Origin of the sequence: Longispora fulva, assembly GCF_015751905.1 — a bacterium.
Lineage (GTDB): Bacteria > Actinomycetota > Actinomycetes > Mycobacteriales > Micromonosporaceae > Longispora > Longispora fulva.
In genome coordinates, this window is record NZ_JADOUF010000001.1 from 8,083,137 (window position 1) to 8,104,622 (window position 21,486).

Here is a 21,486-nt window from a genome sequence, read left to right on the forward strand (position 1 = left end):
CAAATGTCCGTTTGATAGTAAGTTCCCGCGCATGGGGATGAAGCGGCTCGCTCGGTGGTGTGTCCTGGCTGTCGTGGCGTCAGGGCTGGTCGTGGTGCCGGGGCTCCCGGCTCAGGCGGTGGTCGTCTCGCCGCTGACGCTGTCATATGACAAGAAGATCTACGGCCGCTTCATCACGAACGGCAACGGGGTGATGCAGTGCCCGCCGGCCGGCACGCCCCAGATCGGGACGACGTCGTGCTCGGGCGGGGCGGCGCGCACCGACGCGAACGCGGTCAACGACTGGTTCTCGATGGAGTACGCCAACTCGGACTCCGATCCGCTGACCTTCAACTCCAGCCAGGCGGTGATCCCGATCCCGCCGGGCTCGACGATCGACTACGCGAAGCTGGGTTGGGCCGGCGATGTCGGGGTCGTTGGAGCCAACGGCGGCGGCGTGATCGCACCGGCCTGCACGGCCAACACGCCTCCGAGTCCCCTGCCCCGGGCCGTCCTTCCGCCGGGTTCCCCCTCGACCCAACAGCTCCAGGTCACGGTCGGGACGGGCGGACCGACCACCTCGGTCCCGCCGGCCGTGTTCGTCACCGAGCCGACCCCGGGGCCGGGCGAGCCGCAGTACTACAGCGCCCAGGCCAACATCACCGGGTTGTTCGCCGGGGTCAGCGGCAACACGACGGTGACGGTCGCCAACGTCTGGACGCCGACCGGCTTCAACTGCTTCGGCGGCTGGTCGCTGACGGTGGTGTACAAGTTCCCGGTCCCGGACCCGACGTACGCGCCGGAGCTGCGGGAGATCTTCATCTACGACGGTCATGTCCGCCAGGGTCGCAACGACGCCCCGACCGACACGACGATCACCGGTTTCAAGAACGCCGGCGGCATGGTCCGGGCGGGGGCCACCGCCTACGAGGGCGACTTCGGGATCGTCGGCGACCAGTTCCTGATCAACGACCAGGTGATGGCCGAGCCCGCCACCGGCAAACTGGACAACTTCTTCATCAGTGACGCGGAGAACGCGTCGAACCCCAACAACCCGAACAACTACTCGGTGGACGCGAAGTCCTTCCAACTGCCGGCCGGCGTGGTGAACGCCGGCGATACCTCCGTGAAGCTGACCGTGAAGACCAGCGGCGACTCCTACATGACCACCCAGGTCGTGTTCTCGGTGCCGATCGCCGAACTGCGGGTCCTCAAGGAGGTCTGCCAGTCGAGGGTGGTGGCCGCCTGCACCGGGCCGAGCGGCGCGGGCCCGTGGGCCCCGTCGGTCAACCTGCTGCCCGGCGACACCGCCTACTGGCGGATCACGGTGAAGAACATGAGCGCCGGTAACGCCAACAACGTGGTCCTCAACGACCCGGCCGAGGCGTCGTGCGTGACCGCCGCCGGCACGTTCATGGTGCCGGCCATGTCCAACAAGGTGTTCTACTGCTCCACCGCGAACGTGCAGGACACCAAGCCCAACACCGTGACCAGCAGATTCCCGGCCCCGGACGACCCACCGGGCGTGCTGCGGGAGTCGCCGCCGTCGACGGCCACCGCGTACGTCGCGCGGATGACCCTGAACAAGGAGGTGTGCCAGTCCCAGACGGTCGCCGACTGCCAGAGTCCGACCGGCCCGTGGGTGAAGGCCACCAACATCCCGTACAACTCCAGCGCGCGATGGCGGATCACGGTCACCAACACCGGTGGGGTGGCGCTGACCAATGTGGCGATCGCTGACGCCACCGAGGCCTCCTGCGCGACGACGCTGGACCTGGCGATCGGCGAGACGAAGTACGTCTACTGCGCCACGGCCAACGTGACCGGCGACAAGACGAACACGGCCAGCGCCGAGTTCCCGGCGCCGCCGGGCTCCCCGCCGACCACGCCGTCCACGAAGGTGCCGGAGAGCAGCGCGAGCGTCGGGACGTACCAGGTCGTACTCGTCAAGGAGGTCTGCACCTCCACGACGGTGGCTGACTGCCAGAGCCCGACCGGCCCGTGGGTGAAGACGACGAACGGTCCGGTCGGCTCGACGGCGTACTGGCGGCTCACCCTCACCCACCGCGGCTCCGTGCCCGTCACCGGCATCACGGTCACCGACCCGGGGCAGACGACCTGCGCGCCGCCCGGCACGGTGAACCTGGCCGTGGCGGAGACGAAGTACTACTACTGCAACACCACGAACGTGACGGCGGACAAGACGAACACGGCCACGGCCAGCTACATCCCGCCGGCCGCGCCGCAGGGCACCCCGCCGACCACGGTGACCGACTCGGCCACCTACCGGGTGTACGGCCTGACGATTCTCAAGGAGGTCTGCACCTCGACCGACCCGACGGACTGCGGCCAGGGCGGTAGCGGCCCCTGGGCGGCGGCGGCCACCGGCCCGGTCGGCTCGACGGCGTACTGGCGGATCACCGTGGCCAACACCGGCTCCCTGAACCTGACCGGGATCACGCTCGCGGACCCGAAGGAGTCGGGCTGCGTCACGATCGCCGGCTCGTTCGACCTGGCGGCCCACGTGACGAAGATCTTCTCCTGCTCGACGGGCCCCGTGACGGACAACATCACCAACACGGTGACGGCGAGCTTCGTCCCGCCCGGGGGCACGACGACCGTGACGACGCCGCCGTCGAGCGCGACGTACACCGTCTACGCGCTGACCCTGGAGAAGGAGGTCTGCACGTCCGCGACGGCCGCCGACTGCCAGTCGCCCGGCGTGGGCCCGTGGGCGAAGGTGACGACCGTCCCGGTCGGTACGACCGCCTACTGGCGGATCACGGTCACCAACACCGGCAAGGTCACGCTGACCGGCATCACGGTCGCCGACGCCACCGAGGCGACCTGCCAGACGGCCGCGACCACCGCGGGGGCGTTCAGCCTCGCCCCGGCGGCCACCAAGGTGCTGTACTGCTCCACGGCCGCCCTGACCGGCGACAAGACCAACACGGCGACGGCCACGTTCACCCCGCCGGGCACGGAGACGCCGCAGACGGCCACGTCCTCGGCGACGGCGCACACCCAGGGCCTGACGATCGTGAAGAAGGTGTGCACCGGCACCGGGGCGGACTGCGCCGGGGCGACCGGGCCGTGGGCCCCGACCGCCACCGGACCGGTGGGCTCGACGGCCTACTGGCAGATCACGGTCACCAACACCGGCTCGGTGAACCTGACCGGGGTGCAGATCGCCGACCCGCTCGCCCCCGGGTGCGTGAAGACCCTGGACGTGCCGACCGGTACCCCGCAGGTGTTCTACTGCTCCAGCGCGGACGTCCAGCACAACCTGACGAACGTCGCGAAGGCCACCTGGACGGTCGACGGCCGGACCAGCAGCACCCCGGACGCGTCGGCGACCTACAAGGTGTACGCGCTGACCGTCCTCAAGGAGGTCTGCCAGTCGCTGACGCCCGCGAACTGCGGCAGCGGCGGCACCGGCCCGTGGGGTCCGAGCACCACCGTGCCGAAGGGCGGCACGGCGTACTGGCGGATCACGGTCACCAACACCGGTGACGAGACCCTCACGGCCATCACGCTGACCGACAGCGTCGAGCCGGCGTGCGCCACGGCGATCGGCGGCCCGTTCACCCTGGCCAAGGCGGCGGTGAAGCAGGTGTACTGCTCCACGTCGAACGTCACCGCCGACACCGCCAACACGGTCACCGGCACGTTCACCCCGCCGGACAAGCCGCCGGTGACGGTGCCGCCGACCACGGCGGAGGTCAAGGTGTTCGCGATGACCCTGCTCAAGGAGGTGTGCACCTCCGCGGACCCGGCGAACTGCGGCTCGGGCGGCATCGGCCCCTGGGCGGCGGCGGGCACCGGCCCGGTCGGATCGACCGCGTACTGGCGGCTGACGGCCACCAACACCGGGACGGTGGCCCTCACCGGGATCACGGTCGCCGACGTGGCCGAGCCGGGCTGCGCGACGGCGGCGGGGACGTTCGCCCTGGCCGTGGCGGAGACGAAGCGGTTCTACTGCTCGACCTCCGCGGTGACGGCGAAGAAGACGAACACCGCGACCGCCACGTTCACCCCGCCGGGCGTGCCCGGTGCGTCGCCGGTGACGACACCGCCGACCACAGCGACGTACGACGTGTTCGGGTTGACCGTCCTGAAGGAGGTCTGCCTCTCGGCCAAGGCGTCGAACTGCGGTACCGGCGGCACCGGTCCCTGGGGGCCGACGACCACCGTGCCCGTCGGCGACACCGCGTACTGGCGGATCACGGCCACCAACACCGGTTCCGTGACGCTGACGGCGATCACGCTCACCGACGCCGGTGAGGCGAGCTGCGGCACGGCGATCGGCGGCCCGTTCGACCTGGCCGGCGGGGCGTCGAAGGTCTTCCCATGCTCCACGGCCAAGGTCGGGGCGAAGAAGACCAACACCGTGACGGGTACGTTCACCCCGCCCGACAAGCCGCCGGTGACGATCCCGCCCACGACGGCGACGGTCGAGACCCACGGGGTGACCCTGCTCAAGGAGGTCTGCCCGACGGACGACACGTGTTCGGCATCGGCGACCGGGGAGAACGGCTCCACGGCGCACTGGCGGATCACGGTCACCAACATCGGCAGCGTGCCGCTGACCGGGGTCACGGTGGCCGACCCCGCCGAGCCGTCCTGCGTGGCCACGATGGACCTGGCACCGGGCGAGGTGAAGTACGTCAAGTGTTCGACGGCCAACGTCACCGCGAAGAAGGTGAACACCGCGACGGCCACGTACACGCCGCCGAGCTGCCAGAAGACGGAGGCCACGTGCGCCGCGGTGACGACGCCGCCGTCCACGGCGACCTACGACGTGCCGCCGGTGGTCCCGCCGGTCGTGCCGACCCCGAAACCGATGCCGGTGACCGGTTCCTCGGTGGCACCGCTGTTCCCGCTGGGCGGGTTGCTGGTGGCCGCGGGTGGACTGCTGCTGTGGCTGGTGCGCAGGAGGCGCTCGGCCTAGCCCGCGAGGGGTCGGCGCGCCATCCCGGCGCGCCGGCCCGCCAGGCGGTTCAGCGGGTGTGGTTGATGAGGATCACCACGACGGCGACCCAGACGGATGCCAGCGCGAAGCCGAGACGGGGGAGAAAACGGAGCATGGCGGTGACCTTCCAGCGGGAAGAGGGAACAAGGAACGCTGGAGGCACGGTCGAGAACTGACCGACGTGCGTCGCCGGTCGTCACAGGGTGTGAGGAAAACCCAGCTCAGGCTCGACCGCGACTAGGAGGATCGCTATCTCGCACAGCGATCACCTCCTAGGGTCAGGGCACACACTCAGGGCCGGCAACATCGTACACGCAACCCCGGTGTTTCCGGTACTTGGCGGTAGCGCCTAGTCTCCTTCACGACTGTGCAGAAGGCTTGGGAGGACGCGTGGCGCGTACGGTACTGGTCACTGGCGGTAATCGTGGCATCGGGCTGGCGATCGCGCAGGCGTTCGCCAAGCAGGGCGACCGGGTCGCCATCACCCACCGGGGCAGCGGCGCGCCGGACGGCATCTTCGGGGTCCGGTGCGACATCACGGACGCCGCACAGGTCGACGCGGCGTTCACCGCGATCGAGGCTGAGCTCGGCCCGGTCGAGGTGCTGGTCGCCAACGCCGGCATCACCGCGGACACCCTGCTGATGCGGATGAGCGAGGACCAGTTCGGCAGCGTCGTGGACACCAACCTCGGCGGCGCGTGGCGGTGCGCCAAGCGCGCGTCGAGCAAGATGCTCCGCGCCCGCTGGGGCCGCATGATCTTCATCTCCAGCGTCGTCGGCCTGTACGGCGGCGCGGGCCAGACCAACTACGCCGCGTCCAAGGCCGGCCTCGTCGGCCTCGCCCGGTCGATCACCCGCGAGCTGGGCGCGCGCAACATCACGGCCAACGTCGTCGCACCCGGCTTCATCGAGACGGACATGACGGCCGAGCTGGCGGAGAACCTGCGGGAGCAGTACGTCAAGGCGATCCCGGCCGGCCGGATGGCCACCGCCGAGGAGGTCGCCAGCGTGGTCACCTGGCTCGCCAGCGACAACTCGGCATACGTCACCGGGGCGGTCATCCCGGTCGACGGCGGCCTCGGCATGGGTCACTAGAGGGAGTACACGAAAAATGTCTGGACTGCTCGCCGGCAAGCGCATCCTCGTCACCGGCATCATCACCGACGCGTCCATCGCGTTCGCGACGGCCAAGCTCGCCCAGGAACAGGGCGCCGAGGTCGTCGTCACCGGCTACGGCCGGCTGTCCCTCGTGGAGCGGATCGTCAAGCGGCTGCCGAAGCCGGTCGGCGCGGTCATCGAGCTGGACGCGACCAACCCCGAACACCTGGCCGGCCTGGCCGACAAGGTCCGCGAGCAGGTCGACGGGCTCGACGGCGTGGTGCACGCCATCGCGTTCGGCCCGCAGGGCGCGCTCGGCGGCGGCTTCATGACCGCCTCCTGGGAGGACGTCGGCACCGCGATCCACGCGTCCACCTACTCCTACAAGGCGCTCGCGACGGCCTGCCTGCCGCTGATGCGGCCGGGCGGCTCGATCGTCGGGCTCACCTTCGACGCGACCCTCGCCTGGCCGGTGTACGACTGGATGGGCGTCGCCAAGGCCGGGCTGGAGTCGACGTCGCGCTACCTGGCCCAGTACCTGGGCGAGAAGGGCATCCGGAGCAACCTGGTCTCCGCCGGCCCGCTGCGCACCATGGCCGCCAAGTCGATCCCCGGCTTCGAGAAGTTCGAGCAGTCGTGGGTCGACCGCGCGCCGCTCGGCTGGGACCTGACCGACTGCGAGCCGACCGGCAAGGCCGTCTGCGCGCTGCTGTCCGACTGGTTCCCCGCGACGACCGGCGAGATCGTGCACGTCGATGGCGGCTTCCACGCGATCGGCGCCTGAGGGCACAAATTTACGGTACTCCCCGGCCCCTGATGTCCCAGTTTTGCGGGATATGAGGGGCCGGAATTCCGTGATCAACGAAATTGAGAGATCAACCCGCGCTTCCCAGTGGTGCGAAGCGCGCCGAGATCGGACAGGATGTCGGAGTGACCTACGACGCCTTCCTCCTCGTCTCCTTTGGCGGCCCCGAAGGGCCCGACGACGTGGCGCCGTTCCTGGCGAACGTGACGCGCGGCAGAGGAGTCCCCCCGGAGAGGCTCGCCGAGGTGGCGGAGCACTACCGGCACTTCGGCGGGGTGTCCCCGATCAACGAGCAGTGCCGGCTGTTGATGGCCGGGCTCCGCGACCGGATCGACCTTCCGATCTACTGGGGCAACCGCAACTGGCGGCCGTATCTTGTCGACGCGCTCCGGGACATGCGCGACGCCGGCATCCACCGGGTGCTGGCGTTCGTCACCAGCCCGTACGGGTCGTACTCGTCGTGCCGGCAGTACCTCGACGACATCGCCGCCGCCCGCGCGGCCCTCGGCGAGCGGGCCCCCGAGGTCGACAAGCTCCGGCACTTCCACGACCATCCGCTGTTCATCGCCGCGCACGTCGACGCGGTGAAGGCGGCGCTGGCCACCCTGCCGGACCCGGCCAACGCCCGGCTCGCGTTCACCGCGCACAGCATCCCGGTGTCCATGGCGGACACGGCCGGCCCGGTGCGCAACGGCGGCCGGTACGTGGCCCAGCTGCGCGAGACCGCCCGGCTGGTCGCCGCCGCCGCCGCCCCGGACCTGCCCTACGAACTGGTCTGGCAGTCCCGGTCCGGCCCGCCGGTCATCCCGTGGCTGGAGCCCGACGTCAACGACCACCTGGCGGCGCTGTCGGCCGAGGGGGTCACCGGGGTCGTGGTCAGCCCGATCGGGTTCATCTCCGACCACATCGAGGTGCTCTGGGACCTCGACCACGAGGCGGCGGAGACGGCCGAGAAGCTCGGACTCGCCTACGCCCGGGCGGCCACGCCCACCGACGACCCGCGCTTCATCGACATGCTCGTCGAGCTGATCGAGGAGCGGCGCAGCCCGGGCGGCGACCGAGCGGCCCTCGGCGAGATCCCCACCTGGGACCGGTGTGCCCCCGGGTGCTGTCCGGCACCGCCGAAGCGTCGATAATCGATGTCATGACCTCCGTCCACCGCCGCGCGGCTGACCGGACCCGGCACGCGGCCCGGTTCGTGGCCTGGGCGCGCGCGTGGCGGGCCGGGTTCGTCTCCTACGACGAGGTGGGCCCGGCGGTCACCGGGGGCGAGGAACACATGGTCATCGACCTCCCCGGCCAGACCGGGCTCTTTCAACCGACGGAAGTGCCGCTCGGCACGGCCCTGGTGGCCCTGTCCCGGCTGCGTGCCGACGACCTGCGGCTCGTGCTGCCCGCACCCGGCGACCCGCGCGGCCTGCCCGGGCCGGGGGCGTTCAGCAGCGCGGCGCTCGGCGCCGGGGAGGGCGTGATCGCCGGGGAGTTGGGGCTGGTGCCCGCGACCAGGGAGCACGTCTCCGGGTCGGGGGACACCTGGCAGACGGTGCGGTGGCAGGTGCTGCCGGTGCCCAGCGGGGCGCGGGCGGAGTACATCGCGCCGGGGGAGGCCGAGCTGGACCTTGCCCGGGAGCTGACCGGGGCCGCCGACGCGCTGACCAGGCTCGACGTGGCCCGCTGGCAGCCGGAGCTGGCCGGGGCGCTCGCGGCGCTCCGCAAACCCGGGGCCGGGGCCGATCTGCCGCCGGGCTTCGACCCCCGGTCCCGCCGGCTGTACGCGCGGGCGGCGATGCTCGACGGGGTGCTCGTGCTGGCCGACCACAACGCGCCGGGCGGGGCCGTCACGGCGCACGAGGCGCACCAGCGCTCGGAGGTGCTGCGGCCGCTGCGGACGGCGTGCCGGCGGGCGCTGATGGCGGCGTGCAACGCTCCTCTGGGGGCCTGAGGCCCACCCCGCTGGGCGGTGCCGGCGCGGTCGTAACCGTCCTATTCTTCCGCGATGACGATGCCCAGGGCGTCGGCGAGGGCGTAGGACAGCGCCACCAGGTCCGCGCTCTCCAGCCGGGCACCGGCGAAGCTCGTCACCCCGCCCAGGTCGGACAGCTCGCACCGGCTGAACACGGTGCCGTCCATCAGCGCGTTGTGGAACTGCGCCCCGGCCAGGTCGCACCCGACGAACCGGGCCCCGCGCAGGTCGGCGTTGGTGAAGTCGGCCCGGGTCAGGTTGCACCCGGTGAACACGACGTCCTTGAACTTCGAGAACCGGAACGTGCACAGGTCCAGCCGGCACTCGGCGAGGGCCACGTCCTGCAACGCCCCGTCGATCCACTGCAGGCCGGTGGCGCGGCTGGCGGCCACGGACACCCGGCGCAGGGTCGAGCCGGTGGTGCGCAGGTTGGCCAGGTTGGAGTTCCCGATCGCGCAGTCGGTGAACCTGGCCCGGTCCAGGCTCGTGCCCGACAGGTCCACGGAGGTCAACCGGCACTGCTCGAACTCCACGAGCTCGGCGACCCGGCGGGACAGGTCCTGGTCGGTGAAGGCGAGTTGCCAGTACGACGCCTCGCTGTCGAACACGCCACTCTCCGGCCCGGCGGGGGAGATCCTGTCGGGGACGGCCGGCTGCAGAGGGCTCTTGGGGGCGCGGGTCTTCGGCGGCATGGATGAACACTAGCTGTCCGGGGTGTGATGAGGCTCTACCCTGTTTCGCATGGACGTCTTGGCGGGTGACTGGCGGCGGCGGCGCGAGGTGCCGACCGTGGAGGCTGAGCTGGACCTCGTCGTGGAGGACGCCACCGGCGACTTCTGCGGAGCGGTGGTCGGCTACGAGGCCGACGGCGTGGTCCTGGAGGACCGCAGGGGTCGGCGGCGGGTGTTCCCGCTGCTCCCGGCGGCGTTCCTGCTCGACGGCGCCGTGGTGACCCTGATCCGGCCCGCGCCCGGCCCGGTGGCCCCCCAGAAGCGGCGCACCGCCTCGGGTTCGGTGGCCGTGCCCGGCGCGCCCGCCCGGGTGGCCCGCGCCGGACGGATCTGGGTGGAGGGCATCCACGACGCGGCCCTGGTCGAGCGGATCTGGGGCGACGACCTGCGGGTCGAGGGCGTCGTGGTCGAGCCGTTGGACGGCGTCGACGACCTGCCGGAGGCGGTCCGGGCCTTCGATCCCGGTCCGGGCGCGCGGTTGGGCGTCCTCGTCGACCATCTGGTCGCGGGGAGCAAGGAGTCCCGGATCGTCGCTTCCGTGACGAACCCGCACGTCCTGGTCACCGGCCATCCCTATGTGGACATCTGGCAGGCCGTGAAGCCCGCCCGGCTGGGGATCGCCGCGTGGCCGGTGGTGCCGCGCGGTCAGCCCTGGAAGGAGGGGGTGTGCGCCGCGCTCGGGGTCGCCGAGCCGTACGAGCTGTGGCGGCGGATCCTCGCCAGCGTCCGCGACTTCCGGGACGTGGAGGCCCCGTTGCTGGGCGCGGTGGAGCACCTGATCGACTTCGTCACGGAGCCGGCGGAACGGTAGGGCTCACGACGCGTGCGTCAGGGCGTCCTGCTCGACGGGGCTGGCCGGCGGCGTGGTGGCCGGCTTCGGGGGTGCGGTCAGGCGCCGGCCGAGCCGGATCATCGGCTGTTCGACCACCCGGTACATCAGGTCGGCCATGCCCAGGGCGATCGCGGCGACCAGGAGCGCGTTGCGGGTGGTGCCCGGCGCGGCGAGCACGCCACCGGCCATCAGACCGGCCAACGGCTGGAGCAGGTACAGCGCGTAGGATCGGTCCCCGATCGCGGCGAGCGGGCGCTGGGCGAGCAGCCACGGCACCGGGCCGGCGCCCAGTAGCGCGGGCAGGCCGAGGGCGATCAGCACGCCGTAGGCGGCGATCACGGGCGGCTCGGTGCCGACCCACGGGACGGCGAACCGGATGGAGACCTGGCCGGCGACGAGGGCGACGGCGACCAGGGTGCCGGCCACGGGATGGGTCAGGGGCCGCAGCAGGGCGAAGCCGCGCCGGTGGTGCAGGACGACGGCCAGCAGCGCGCCGGTCAGCATCACGAGGTAGTGCACCGGCCAGCCGCCGTCGACCAGCGGGAACAGGCACAGCACCAGGGCGGTCGTGCCGACGGTCACGGCCAGCCGGGCGCGGAACCCGAGCGCGACGGCGAAGGCGAGCAGCGGCCAGAACAGGTAGAACTTCTGCTCGATGCCCAGCGACCAGGAGACGATGAAGGCCGACGGGTCGGCGAACTCGTTGAAGAACGTCAGGTAGTACGGCATCGCGGCGTGCAGGCCGCTGGCGTCGTACTCGCCGCGCAGGCTGAACACAGCGACGACGGCGGCGAACGTGATCACGTAGACCGGGATGATCCGGAAGAACCGCCGCAGGTAGAAGTTGCGCAGCGAGATCTTTCCGGCGCGGTCCTGTTCCCGCAGCAGCAGGGTGGTGATCAGGAAACCGGACAGCACGAAGAAGACGTGCACCCCGCTCCAACCGGACAGAAAGCCCCAGCGGGTGCCCCCGAAATGGAAGAACACCACCATGAGGGCGGCAACGGCGCGCAGCCCGTCCAATGCGGGGAACCGGCGCATGGCCAGGTATTCGCGATGGGTCAGAGTGTGCACGACGGCCTTTCCGAATACTGTTCGCCAAATCGTCGGACAGTATCAGGACCGGCCGCTCGGGGCCATCCGGGCGGACCGCTACCAGTTGGCCTCGGCCCGGCGCGCCGGCAGCGGCACGTCCTCCCGCCGGATCACGTACACGATCCCACCGCTCGCCCCGAGCCACGCCTTCTCCAGTTGCCCGCGCCGGTACACCCGGCGGACCGAGCCGCTGTCCGGGGCCGCCGGGTCGTGGCAGACCACGTCGCCGCCCGGGGTGAAGCCGGCAATGACCAGCAGGTGCCCGCTCGCCGTGTACCCCGCGCCGTCCAGCTCCCCGGCCACCACCCGGATCGAGGCGACCAGGGGGATGCCGGCGGCGATGAACTCCTCGGCCTCGCGCAGGTCCCGCAGCCGGGTCACGAACGCGTCGAGCCCGTACCGGGCCGCGTACGCGGTGTTGAACGACCAGTTGCCGGCCCCGCCGTAGGAGTAGTCGTAGCAGTGCCGGACGGCGTGGTGCACGTGCCGGTCGACGTAGTCCGGTTCGACCCAGTCGAACTCGTCGGGGTGCGGGCCGTCCGTCCAGTACCGCAGGACCATGCTCGTCGACGTCGGCGAGCACCACGAGTCGCCGCCGCCGTCCCAGTGCGGGTACTGCCCGGCGTGCAGCCGCTGCGAGTACGACGGCACGTCCAGCACCCGGCCGACGGTCGGCCCGGGGGCACTCGGCCCGGGGACCTCCGACGGCAGCGCCGACACCATCGCGCCCAGGTACCGCAGCGTGGGGAACAGCTCCGTGCCCGCCGGGCGCATCAGCGTCACCCGCAGCCGCCAGCCGACGCCCTCGTTGCCGTCGGCGGCCAGCCAGGCGTCGGTGGACACCCGGCCGGTGGCCTCGCGCTGGCCGGGCACCGACGTCGGGTGCACGGTGGAGTCGTCGCCGGACCACCGGGCGAGGGTCAGCCAGCTCGACGTGCCGGCCGTCCCGCGCACCTGGGCCGCGATCTCGATCCAGGTGCCCTCGGGGGTGTCCGCGTACCACGACGCGATCAGGTCGGTGAACCCGAACGGCGCGACCACCTCCGGCGTCGTCCACTGCCCGTACTCGAAGTCCTGTGCCGCCGCGTGCGCCACGAACGGGTCCGTGTAGGACACTGTGCCGACCGGCGCGGTGAGGATGACGGCCCCGCGCGAGTAGCCGGCGCCGGCACCATGGCCCCCGGCGAGATCCACCGCCCGGTACGCGACGTGGCGGGGCGGCCCCGAGGGTTCAGCGGGCACCAGGGACTCCGAATACGTGGCATACCTCATCCGCGGCTTCTCCCCAAAGGCCGGCCCAACCGGGCAATTTTCTAGCGGCACACTAGCAACTTCACCTGGACGTACCCCGAAACACCTCAGCGACTCGCAGTCCCCCCGCAAACCTGTCACGATCGAGGCGTGGAGTCGGCGGTGGTATGGATCGTCATCGGGATCGCTCTGGCGGTCGCCGAGGTGTTCACCATGACGTTCGTCCTTCTCATGTTCGGCGTCGGGGCGCTCCTGGCCGCCGGCACTGCCGCCCTGGGCGCACCCGTCTGGGCGCAGCTCGTCGTCTTCGGGATCGGCTCCGGCCTGTCGCTCGCGCTGCTGCGCCCGGTGCTGACGAAGCACCGGCTGAACCAGCACGGCGCGATCGCGGTCGGGGTGGAGGCGATCGAGGGTTCCGACGCGATGGTCCTGAGGACCGTCACGGCGGACGAAGGAATGATCAAAATCGGGGGCGAGATCTGGACGGCCCGGGCCTATGACGCCACCCAGGTGTTCGAGACCGGAGAGCACGTCCAGGTCATGAAAATCGATGGCGCCACGGCGCTGGTGTGGAGGAACTGATGGGCAACCTGATCCTGGTGGTGGTCGCCGCCCTGGTATTCCTGCTGGTGGTGATGCTCGTGCGCGCGGTGCGGATCGTCCCGCAGCAGCGGCACGACATCGTCGAGCGGCTCGGCAAGTACAACCGGACGCTCACCCCGGGTCTGAACCTGCTGATCCCGGTGATCGAGTCCGTGCGCGCCAAGGTCGACATGCGCGAGCAGGTCGTCAGCTTCCCGCCGCAGCCGGTGATCACGTCCGACAACCTGGTCGTCTCGATCGACACGGTGCTCTACTTCAAGGTCATCGACCCGGGCCGCGCCACCTACGAGATCGCCAGCTTCCTGCAGGCCATCGAGCAGCTCACGGTCACCACCCTGCGTAACGTGATCGGCTCGCTGGACCTGGAGAAGGCCCTGACCAGCCGGGACCAGATCAACCAGCACCTGAGCGTCGTCCTGGACGAGGCGACCGGCCGCTGGGGCATCAAGGTCACCCGGGTCGAGATCAAGGCCATCGAGCCGCCGCCGAGCATCCGCGACTCCATGGAGAAGCAGATGCGCGCCGAGCGGGACCGCCGGGCCGCGATCCTGACCGCCGAGGGCGTCAAGCAGTCCCAGATCCTCACCGCCGAGGGTGACCGCCAGGGCCAGGTCCTGCGGGCCCGGGGCGACCGGGAGGCCCGGATGCTGCGCGCCGAGGGTGAGGCGAAGGCCATCCAGACCGTGTTCAACGCGATCCACGCGGCGAACCCGGACCCGAAGCTGCTGGCGTACCAGTACCTGCAGACCCTGCCGCAGATCGCCAACGGCCAGGCCAACAAGGTGTGGATCATCCCGGCGGAGCTGACCCAGGCCCTCGGCGGGATCGGCCAGGCGCTCGGGGGCGCGTTCGGAGACCTGAGCAACCCGAGCCCGACGCCGATCACCTCGCCCCCGGAGGCCGTCGACCCGGAGATCCAGCAGATCGAGGAGGCCGCCGCCGCAGAGGTCGCCGCGATCGAGGAGTCGGGCAAAGCAATCTAAAACCATTATTTTGTACGATGCGTGACCGGCCTGCCGTCCGACGGCGCGCCGGTCACGCGCTTTGGGAGTGGGCCCGCTGAGGGCGACGATGCGCGCGTTGTCAGGAACCCGGCATACAACACCGGTATGCCGGAACCCTTCCGCCTTCGCCTCCCCGCCCTCAGCGGGCCAAGACGTTAGATCAAGAACTCCAGAGCGCATGGGCGCGGGCGCGCCGACCACGGACCGTCAGCGACAATGAAACCGTGCCTATCGTGATCACCGACCCCGACGACCCGCGCCTCGCCGACTACCGCGCGCTGACCGACGTCTCCCTGCGCACGGTCTTCGAGCCGCCGAACGGCCTGTTCGTCGCGGAGGGTGAGCTGGTGCTCCGCCGGGCACTGCGGGCCGGCTACCGCCCCCGGTCGTTCCTCGTCGACGCCAAGCGGGTCGACCAACTCCCGAACGCCGACGCGCCGGTGTACGCCGCCGACCAGGCCGTCCTCGAGCAGATCACCGGATTCCACGTGCACCGCGGCGTCCTGGCCTCCTTCCACCGCAAGGAGCCCTTGGTCGCCGCCGACCTGCTGGCCACGGCGCGGCGGGTCGCGATCCTGGAGGACGTCAACAACCACACGAACCTGGGCGCGATCTTCCGGGGCGCGGCCGGACTGGGCATCGAGGCGGTGCTGTTGTCCCCGTCGTGCGCCGATCCGCTGTACCGGCGGGCGGTCCGGGTGAGCATGGGCGAGGTGTTCGCCGTCCCGTACGCGACCCTGGAGCCGTGGCCGGCCGCGCTCGCCGACGTCCGCGCGCACGGGTTCGCGGTGCTGGCGATGACCCCGGGTCCGGAGGCGGTGCCGTTGCACCGGGCGGTGAAGACCGACCGGACGGCCATCCTGCTCGGCGCGGAGGGTCCGGGGCTGTCCCGGCACGCGATCGAGGCCAGCGACACCCCGGTCCGGATCCCGATGCGCCGGGGCGTCGACTCGTTGAACGTGGCCGCGGCAGCCGCCGTCGCGTTCTACGAGCTCGGCCGTGAAGACGACTGACATGTTTCCCACCGTCCGGGACGTGCTGGTCCTCGACCCGGTGCGGTACGGTGCCCCACGCGTCGTCGCCGGGCACGCCGGCCTGGAGCGCCCGGTCCGCTGGGTGCACTCCGCCGAGGTGCCCGACATCGCCGGCCTGCTCCGGGGCGGGGAGCTGGTGCTCACAACCGGGATCGGGATGCCCGCCAGCGACTCCGGGCTGCGCACGTTCATCGCGGAGCTGGCCGAGGTCGGGTGCGCGGGGCTGGTGGTCGAGCTGGGCCGGCGGTACACGGGCGGGGTGCCGAAGTCGATGGCCATCGCCGCCGAGCGCGCAGGGCTGCCGCTGATCGAGTTGCACCGGGCCACGCCGTTCGTCCCGATCACCGAGGCCGTGCACGCGCTGATCCTCGACGCGCAGCTCGCCGAGCTGACCGCCACGGAGGCGATCCACCAGCGGTTCACGGAGCTGACCGTGGAGGGCGCGGACCCGGCGGAGGTGGTCCGGGAGGTCGCCCAGCTCGCGCACGGCCCGGTGGTGCTGGAGAACCTGGCCCGCCAGGTGCTCAGCTACGACGCGGCCGGCGACCGGCCGGAGATGCTGCTCGACGGCTGGGAGGCGTTCAGCCGGGGCCTGCGGGTCGAGGGCCGGACCGGGTTCGACCCGGCGACCGGATGGCTGGCCACCGTGGTCGGGGCCCGGGGGCACGACTGGGGTCGGCTGCTGCTGCGCTGCGGGGGCGACGGCCCGCCGCCGTCCCGCCTGATCATCCTGCTCGAACGGGCCGCCTCGACCCTGGCCCTGGACCGGCTGGTCCGCCGGGACGAGGAGGGCCTGGAACGCCAGGTGCACCGCACCCTGCTCACCGGCCTGCTGGAGCACTCCCGCTCCGCGGCGGAGATCGCGCTGCGGGCCAAGGCGCTCGGCGTGCCCCTGGAGCGGCGCCGGCTGGTCGGCATCGTGCTGCGCAGCCGGGAGGACGAACGCGGCCCGGTCGCGGCGCACCTGCAACTGCGGGAGCTCACGGACAGTGTCGGCGAGGCGCTCCGCGAGACCCGGCTGGCGGGGCTGTGCGGGGCGCTCGACGAGCACGCGGTGGGCGTGCTGCTGGCCCTGCCGGGGGCCGATCGGGAGCCGTCGGCGCTCGCGTCGTTCGCCGAGTGCGTGCACCGGATGAGTACAAGACCGGTGTTGATCGGGGTCGGCTCAGGGGTGGACGAGATCCGGGAGGCGCGCCGGAGTCTGCTGGAGGCCGGCCAGGTCGCCCAGGTGGCCAGGCATGCGACCCGACCGGCCCCGTACTACCAGCTCACCGACGTGGGGCTGCGCGGGTTGCTGCACCTGTTGCGGGGCGACGCGCGGCTGCAGACGTACGTCGAGCGCGAGTTGGGGCCCCTGTTGGCGTCCCGGGGCGGGGTGCCGGGGGAGGAGCTGCTCGGCGCGCTGCGGGCCTACCTGGCCCACGGGAGGAACAAGTCGGCGGCGGCTGCCGCCCTGCACCTGTCCCGGCCGGCGTTCTACGAACGGCTGAACCGGATCGGCCGGCTCCTCACCGTCGACCTCGAGTCGGCGGAGGACTGCCTGTCACTCCACGTGGCGATCTTGGCGCTCGACGCCCTCCGCGACTGAGCCCGCCGCGTCCCTCCCCCGGCCGGCCCCGCCGGCCCGCGGGGCGGATCGGCTCGGCGACGCGTCCGTCGGACCGGGCCGGGGGTCAGGCGACCCGCACGACCGTCCGGCCGACGGTGGCCCGGTCGGCCATCGCGGCCACGGCCGCGGCGACGTCGGCCAGCTCGTACTCCGCGGTGATGTCCAGCCGGACCCGGCCGTCGACGACCAGCGCCAGCGCGCGCCGGGCCGAGTCGGCGAGCCGCCCGGGATCGGTGTGGCTGAGGGTGAAGCTGCTGTAGCCGAGCACCGCCTGGTTGGCCATGGTCAGCTCGGTCGCCGGGACGCTGAACTCCTCGCCGCCGGCCGTGCCGAACGCGACCAGCCGGCCGCCGCCGGCCAGTAGGTCCAGGCTCGCCCGGCTGGTCCGGCCGCCGACCGAGTCGAGGACCACGTCGAAACGCTCCCCGGCCAGCAGGTCCCGGAACCCGGAGGACGGCACGACCTCGTCGTAGCCGAACCGGAGCGCGTAGTCGACCTTGGACGGGGAGCCGACCACGCCGACGATGCGGCCCGCGCCGGCGAGTCGGGCGAACTGGGCCGCGGCGGTGCCCACCCCGCCGGCGGCGGCGTGGATCAGGACGCTCTCGCCGGCCGCGAGCCGGGACACGGTGTGGATCAGGTCGTAGGCGGTGGTGGCGCCCCAGCCGAAGCCGGCCGCCTCGGCGGAGGACAGCCCGCCGGACGGCAGGGCGAGCACGGTGGGGACCAGGACCGTCTCGGCGTACCCGCCGCCGGTGGCCAGCGCGGCCACCCGCTCCCCGATCCGGCCCGGGTCGACCCCTTCGCCGACGGCGTGGATCCGGCCCGACACGTCGAACCCCGCGACGAAGGGCCGGGGCACAGGGAAGCGCCCGTCGCGGATCAGCGCGTCGCCCCACTGGACCCCGACGTGGCCGACCCGGATCGCCACCTGGCCGGGGCCGGGGGTCGGCTCGTCCAGCTCGGTGAGGCGGTACTGGTTGTCGGTGTCGAGCACGATGGCCTTCATGTTTGCAGCCTCCTGGCATGAATCAGTACCCTGATAATCGACGACGCTAGGGTTATCAGGTACCTGATACAAGTCAGTACCCTGTTATAAGGATCACACGGATGACCGAGGTGCACCTCTGCTCGCAGATCAGGCGGGCCGACCAGGCGCTGGCCGCCCGGCACGAGGCGGTGCTGCGGGGGTTCGGGCTGACGATGGCGCAGTACATGGTGCTGCTGCACCTGAGCGAGGCGACCAGCATGTCCGGGGCGCAACTCGCCCGGGCCAGCGGCGTCACCCCGCAGACGATGGCCCCGATGCTGGCCACCCTGCGCGAGAAGGGCCTGATCGCCCGCGAGCCGTCCGCCGTGCACGGCAAGGTGATGATCGCGTCCCTCACCGGCGAGGGCCGCGCCGTGCTCGAGCGCGCCCACCAGCAGGTCGTCGTCCTGGAGGAGGCCTTCTATGCCGCCTTCTCGCCCGCAGAGCGCGTGACGCTGGCCGGGCTGCTGGAGCGGGCGGCGGCGGTGCTCGCCGAGCAGGCGGCGGCCCACAGATCGGCCTGACCCGGATCCCCCGTGATGGCGGCCCGAGGGGTAAGGCCCTGGTCCCCGAACCGGACGGCACGCGGCCGCCGGTCGGCCGGGCGGTGGGTGGTCGGTCGCGTGGGATTCAGGATCCCGTCGCGCGCACCGTGGACGGGTGCGGAGCCGACGGGTCCAGGCTGAGCGCGGCGAGCCAGGCCGCCCCGGCCGCCCCGTCGGTGGCCGTGACGAGTGCGGCGCCCGGCCAGCGCGCGGCGAGCTCCTCCCGTACCCGCTGAGCCAGGGGTGTCGCGACGGTCAGCAGCGACCCGGCCAGGGCGATGGGGCCCGTCTCGGCCGGCCCGCGGACGGCGGCGGTTGATCGGAGCAGGTATCCGGCGGCCTCGGTAATAAGGTTTTTCGCCACCGGGTCGCCCGCTGCGGCAGCATCAAGAACTAATGGTGCAAATCTAGATAAAGTGACCGGTGGCTCGGCGTGCGCGGCCGCGATCATCGCGCTCACGAGTTCCCGGCGGGTTCCGAACACGGACTGCCCGATGAGTTTGTCCCTGATTAGTGAGGTAAGGGAGGTTCCGATGCCCTCCTCGAGGTCGGCGAGTGCCGCCCGAACGGCGTGCAGTCCTAACCAGAATCCGGAGCCCCGGTCACCGAGCAGCCAGCCGTGCCCGTCGGAGATCAGGCCCAGCCGGCGGTCGACGATCTGGCCGGCGATCGCCCCGGTGCCGGCGATCAGCACGGTCCCGTCCGGGTCCGCCGTGCCGGCGGCGAAGGCCACGACCGCGTCCCCGACCAGCCGGACCGGGCAGGTGATTCCGTGGTCCGGCCACACCTCGTCCAGGGCTTTTCGCATCTGGGTGCCCCCGGCGAGCCCGATCACGGCCGCCAGGATCCGGCCGGGGTCGACGCCGGCCAGGGCCGCGTCGATCGCGGTGCCGATGGCCGACGCCGCGGCGGCCGCGCCGTGCGCCACCGGGTTGCCGCCGCCGCCGCGGCCGGTGCCGAACCGGACACCGTTGAGGTCGGTGACCACTACTCGGGACGAGGTACCCCCGACATCCAACCCAATGACCAACGGATCGGACACGATCAACCCCTCCCTGTGGCGTGGAGCACTTCCATGTCATATTGTGCGCGGTAGAAGCAAGCAGCAAGCAGTAATGGGCATCGAGCTGGGACTGTTAAGTAACAGTTTGAAAACCTGAACCACATGCTTGACTTGATGGTCGCTTCGGTAATAATTTTCGCCACAGGGCACGAGGTCGAAGGAAGGGGTGAGGATCATGGCCGAGCAGGTCCCGAGCTACGCGACGGAACTGGCCGTCGGCGAGAACGTCCTCATCCGGATCCGCTCTCTGCTGCCCGAGCTGACCGGCGCCCTGCAGAGGGTCGCTGAGCAGGTCCTGGCCGACCCGCTGCGCGCCGCGCGGGCCACGATCGTCGAGCTGGCCGAGCGCAGCGGCACCTCCCCGGCCACCGTCACCCGGTTCTGCCGGGCCCTGGGCTTCGAGGGGTACGCGGAGCTGCGGCTCGCCGTCGCCGCCGAGGCGGGCGCGGCCACCCGGGCCGCCGGCTGGAGCGTGGACATCGGCCGGGAGATCCTGCCGACCGACCCGCTGGACCGGGTGCTCAACCAGATCATCGTCGCCGACGCCCGCGCGATCGAGAGCACGGCGGCGCTGCTGGACCTCGACGCGGTGGACGCGGCGGCCACGGCCATCGCCAACGCCAACCGGGTCGACATCTACGGCATCGGCGGCAGCGCCCTCGTCGGCGCGGAGCTGCAGATCTGTCTGCATCGGATCGGCGTCGCCTCCTGGGCCTGGACAGAGGTGCACCTGGGCCTCGCCAGCTCCGCGCTGCTCGGCCCCGGCGACGTGGCCCTCGGGGTGTCGCACTCCGGCGGGGCCCGCGAGACGATCGAGATGCTCGCCGAGGCCGGCAGCCACGGCGCGACCACGATCGCGCTCACCAGCTTCCCCCGCTCTCCGCTCGGCGAGCTCGCCGACATCGTGCTCACGACGGCGGCCACCGAGATCGCGTTCCGCCCGGACGCGCTGTCCGCGCGGCACTCGCAGCTGGTCGTCCTCGACCTGGTGTACGTGGCGGTGGCGCAGCGCACCCACGACCGCAGCCACGCCGCGTTCCAGCGCACGGCACACGCCGTCGCCGCGCACCGCGACGAGCAGACCGCCAGCCGGCGGCGCGGCCGGGCCGTCCCCACGGTCGGGGGCGAGTGATGACCGAGTTTCTCGCTGTCGTGCACGAGGCCTTGGACAAGGTCGCGGGCACGCAGGCGGACAGGATCCAGCGGGCGGCGACGGCCATCGTCGACTCGCTGGCGGCAGGCGGGGTGGTGCAGACCTTCGGGGCTGGCCACTCCGAGGGCCTCGCGATGGAGATCGCGGGCCGGGCCGGTGGGCTCGTTCCCACCAACCGGATCGCGCTCCGGGACATCGTCATCTACGGGGGAGAACCCCCCGAGGTGCTGTTCGACGCCTTGCTCGAACGTCAGCCGGGGATCGCGCACCGGTTGTACGAGCTGGCGGCTCCGCGTCCCGAGGACGTGTTCGTGCTCGCCTCGCAGTCCGGCATCAACGGCAGCGTGGTCGAGTTGGCGTTACTGATCAAGGAACGCGGTCACCCGTTGATCGCGATCACGTCCGTGGAGCATTCCTCCGCCGTCCCGCCGCGTCACCCTTCGGGGCTGAAGCTGGCGGAGCTCGCGGACGTGGTGCTCGACAATGGCGCGCCGTACGGCGACGCGGTGCTGCCGCTGGAAGGCGGCGGTGCGGTCGGCGCGGTCTCGGCCATCACGGGTGCGCTGCTGGCGCAACTCGTGACGATCGAGGTCGTCCGACAGATCCAGGCTGCGGGCAACACACCCCCCGTGTACCTGTCCGCGAACGTCCCCGGTGGGGACGAACACAACACATCCCTCGAGTCGCGGTACGCCGGACGTATCCGGCGCACCGCCTGA

General features: G+C 71.7%; 18 protein-coding genes. 13 read left to right on the plus strand and 5 right to left on the minus strand.

The features are described from left to right. The first annotated feature begins 31 nt into the window (after nucleotides 1–31). The 5 genes from IW245_RS37500 to IW245_RS37520 all read left to right on the plus strand — a co-directional run bounded on the left by IW245_RS37500 (nucleotide 32) and on the right by IW245_RS37520 (nucleotide 8,796). Nucleotides 32–4,930, plus strand: a complete 4,899-nt coding sequence (locus IW245_RS37500) for a DUF7617 domain-containing protein (protein ID WP_197008895.1) — start codon at nucleotides 32–34, stop codon at nucleotides 4,928–4,930. A 411-nt stretch (nucleotides 4,931–5,341) separates the two neighbouring features. Continuing rightward, nucleotides 5,342–6,046, plus strand: coding sequence for a 3-oxoacyl-ACP reductase FabG (gene fabG, locus IW245_RS37505; RefSeq protein ID WP_197007801.1), 705 nt, complete (start codon nucleotides 5,342–5,344; stop codon nucleotides 6,044–6,046). 16 nt (nucleotides 6,047–6,062) lie between these two features. Then, nucleotides 6,063–6,833 (plus strand): enoyl-ACP reductase FabI, encoded by a 771-nt coding sequence (gene fabI / locus IW245_RS37510; RefSeq protein WP_197007802.1) that lies wholly within the window; start codon nucleotides 6,063–6,065, stop codon nucleotides 6,831–6,833. 146 nt (nucleotides 6,834–6,979) lie between these two features. Next, the gene (locus IW245_RS37515) at nucleotides 6,980–7,990 is read left to right on the plus strand and encodes a ferrochelatase (protein ID WP_197007803.1); all 1,011 of its coding nucleotides are present in this window, start codon (nucleotides 6,980–6,982) and stop codon (nucleotides 7,988–7,990) included. 8 nt (nucleotides 7,991–7,998) lie between these two features. Then, nucleotides 7,999–8,796: an Rv1486c family protein gene (locus IW245_RS37520; protein WP_197007804.1), complete on the plus strand. Its 798-nt coding sequence runs from the start codon at nucleotides 7,999–8,001 to the stop codon at nucleotides 8,794–8,796. Nucleotides 8,797–8,837: 41 nt separating this feature from the next. Here the strand turns inward: IW245_RS37520 and IW245_RS37525 are convergent, their stop codons facing one another. Beyond that, complete coding sequence (locus IW245_RS37525; RefSeq protein WP_197007805.1) at nucleotides 8,838–9,509, minus strand: pentapeptide repeat-containing protein; 672 nt, start codon at nucleotides 9,507–9,509, stop codon at nucleotides 8,838–8,840. Between the two features lie 49 nt (nucleotides 9,510–9,558). Here IW245_RS37525 and IW245_RS37530 point away from each other — a divergent pair, with 49 nt between their 5' ends. After that, nucleotides 9,559–10,359, plus strand: coding sequence for a DUF3097 domain-containing protein (locus IW245_RS37530; RefSeq protein ID WP_197007806.1), 801 nt, complete (start codon nucleotides 9,559–9,561; stop codon nucleotides 10,357–10,359). 3 nt (nucleotides 10,360–10,362) lie between these two features. Here IW245_RS37530 and IW245_RS37535 read toward each other — a convergent pair whose 3' ends face one another. Together IW245_RS37535 and IW245_RS37540 are read right to left on the minus strand one after the other, a co-directional pair. Next, nucleotides 10,363–11,454, minus strand: coding sequence for an acyltransferase family protein (locus IW245_RS37535; protein WP_197007807.1), 1,092 nt, complete (start codon nucleotides 11,452–11,454; stop codon nucleotides 10,363–10,365). 78 nt (nucleotides 11,455–11,532) lie between these two features. After that, a complete protein-coding gene (locus tag IW245_RS37540) occupies nucleotides 11,533–12,747 on the minus strand; it encodes a C39 family peptidase (protein ID WP_197007808.1) in 1,215 nt (404 codons plus the stop codon). A 192-nt stretch (nucleotides 12,748–12,939) separates the two neighbouring features. On the opposite strand from IW245_RS37540, the gene IW245_RS37545 reads away from it, so the two are divergent. From IW245_RS37545 to IW245_RS37560, 4 genes are all read left to right on the plus strand, one after another. Continuing rightward, the gene (locus IW245_RS37545; RefSeq protein ID WP_197008896.1) at nucleotides 12,940–13,308 is read left to right on the plus strand and encodes an NfeD family protein; all 369 of its coding nucleotides are present in this window, start codon (nucleotides 12,940–12,942) and stop codon (nucleotides 13,306–13,308) included. Further along, on the plus strand, nucleotides 13,308–14,312 hold the full coding sequence (locus tag IW245_RS37550; protein WP_197007809.1) for an SPFH domain-containing protein: 1,005 nt from the start codon (nucleotides 13,308–13,310) through the stop codon (nucleotides 14,310–14,312). Before IW245_RS37545 ends, IW245_RS37550 begins: the two co-directional genes overlap by 1 nt. Before the next feature lie 245 nt (nucleotides 14,313–14,557). Then, the gene (locus IW245_RS37555; protein WP_197007810.1) at nucleotides 14,558–15,346 is read left to right on the plus strand and encodes a TrmH family RNA methyltransferase; all 789 of its coding nucleotides are present in this window, start codon (nucleotides 14,558–14,560) and stop codon (nucleotides 15,344–15,346) included. 1 nt (nucleotide 15,347) lies between these two features. Beyond that, the gene (locus IW245_RS37560; RefSeq protein ID WP_197008897.1) at nucleotides 15,348–16,955 is read left to right on the plus strand and encodes a PucR family transcriptional regulator; all 1,608 of its coding nucleotides are present in this window, start codon (nucleotides 15,348–15,350) and stop codon (nucleotides 16,953–16,955) included. A gap of 85 nt (nucleotides 16,956–17,040) precedes the next feature. Here IW245_RS37560 and IW245_RS37565 read toward each other — a convergent pair whose 3' ends face one another. After that, entirely contained in the window at nucleotides 17,041–17,985 is a 945-nt protein-coding gene (locus IW245_RS37565) for a quinone oxidoreductase family protein (RefSeq protein ID WP_197007811.1), read from the minus strand. Between the two features lie 101 nt (nucleotides 17,986–18,086). Here IW245_RS37565 and IW245_RS37570 point away from each other — a divergent pair, with 101 nt between their 5' ends. Continuing rightward, nucleotides 18,087–18,530, plus strand: a complete 444-nt coding sequence (locus tag IW245_RS37570; protein ID WP_197007812.1) for a MarR family winged helix-turn-helix transcriptional regulator — start codon at nucleotides 18,087–18,089, stop codon at nucleotides 18,528–18,530. A 106-nt stretch (nucleotides 18,531–18,636) separates the two neighbouring features. On the opposite strand, the gene IW245_RS37575 is transcribed toward IW245_RS37570, so the two are convergent. Beyond that, nucleotides 18,637–19,593 (minus strand): N-acetylglucosamine kinase, encoded by a 957-nt coding sequence (locus tag IW245_RS37575; RefSeq protein WP_197007813.1) that lies wholly within the window; start codon nucleotides 19,591–19,593, stop codon nucleotides 18,637–18,639. A gap of 196 nt (nucleotides 19,594–19,789) precedes the next feature. Here IW245_RS37575 and IW245_RS37580 point away from each other — a divergent pair, with 196 nt between their 5' ends. Beyond that, nucleotides 19,790–20,746, plus strand: coding sequence for a MurR/RpiR family transcriptional regulator (locus tag IW245_RS37580; protein ID WP_231399064.1), 957 nt, complete (start codon nucleotides 19,790–19,792; stop codon nucleotides 20,744–20,746). Beyond that, nucleotides 20,746–21,486, plus strand: coding sequence for a sugar isomerase domain-containing protein (locus tag IW245_RS37585; RefSeq protein WP_197007815.1), 741 nt, complete (start codon nucleotides 20,746–20,748; stop codon nucleotides 21,484–21,486). The genes IW245_RS37580 and IW245_RS37585 overlap by 1 nt, the downstream gene beginning before the upstream one ends.

Coding starts and splice junctions, on each gene's coding strand:
- IW245_RS37550 (WP_197007809.1), top strand. CDS start 13,308: ATGGGCAACCTGATCCTGGTGGTGGTCGCCGCCCTGGTATTCCTGCTG.
- IW245_RS37525 (WP_197007805.1), bottom strand. CDS start 9,509: ATGCCGCCGAAGACCCGCGCCCCCAAGAGCCCTCTGCAGCCGGCCGTC.
- IW245_RS37560 (WP_197008897.1), top strand. CDS start 15,348: ATGTTTCCCACCGTCCGGGACGTGCTGGTCCTCGACCCGGTGCGGTAC.
- IW245_RS37570 (WP_197007812.1), top strand. CDS start 18,087: ATGACCGAGGTGCACCTCTGCTCGCAGATCAGGCGGGCCGACCAGGCG.
- IW245_RS37580 (WP_231399064.1), top strand. CDS start 19,790: ATGGCCGAGCAGGTCCCGAGCTACGCGACGGAACTGGCCGTCGGCGAG.
- IW245_RS37500 (WP_197008895.1), top strand. CDS start 32: ATGGGGATGAAGCGGCTCGCTCGGTGGTGTGTCCTGGCTGTCGTGGCG.
- IW245_RS37585 (WP_197007815.1), top strand. CDS start 20,746: ATGACCGAGTTTCTCGCTGTCGTGCACGAGGCCTTGGACAAGGTCGCG.
- IW245_RS37530 (WP_197007806.1), top strand. CDS start 9,559: ATGGACGTCTTGGCGGGTGACTGGCGGCGGCGGCGCGAGGTGCCGACC.
- IW245_RS37545 (WP_197008896.1), top strand. CDS start 12,940: ATGACGTTCGTCCTTCTCATGTTCGGCGTCGGGGCGCTCCTGGCCGCC.
- IW245_RS37540 (WP_197007808.1), bottom strand. CDS start 12,747: ATGAGGTATGCCACGTATTCGGAGTCCCTGGTGCCCGCTGAACCCTCG.
- fabI (WP_197007802.1), top strand. CDS start 6,063: ATGTCTGGACTGCTCGCCGGCAAGCGCATCCTCGTCACCGGCATCATC.
- IW245_RS37520 (WP_197007804.1), top strand. CDS start 7,999: ATGACCTCCGTCCACCGCCGCGCGGCTGACCGGACCCGGCACGCGGCC.
- IW245_RS37565 (WP_197007811.1), bottom strand. CDS start 17,985: ATGAAGGCCATCGTGCTCGACACCGACAACCAGTACCGCCTCACCGAG.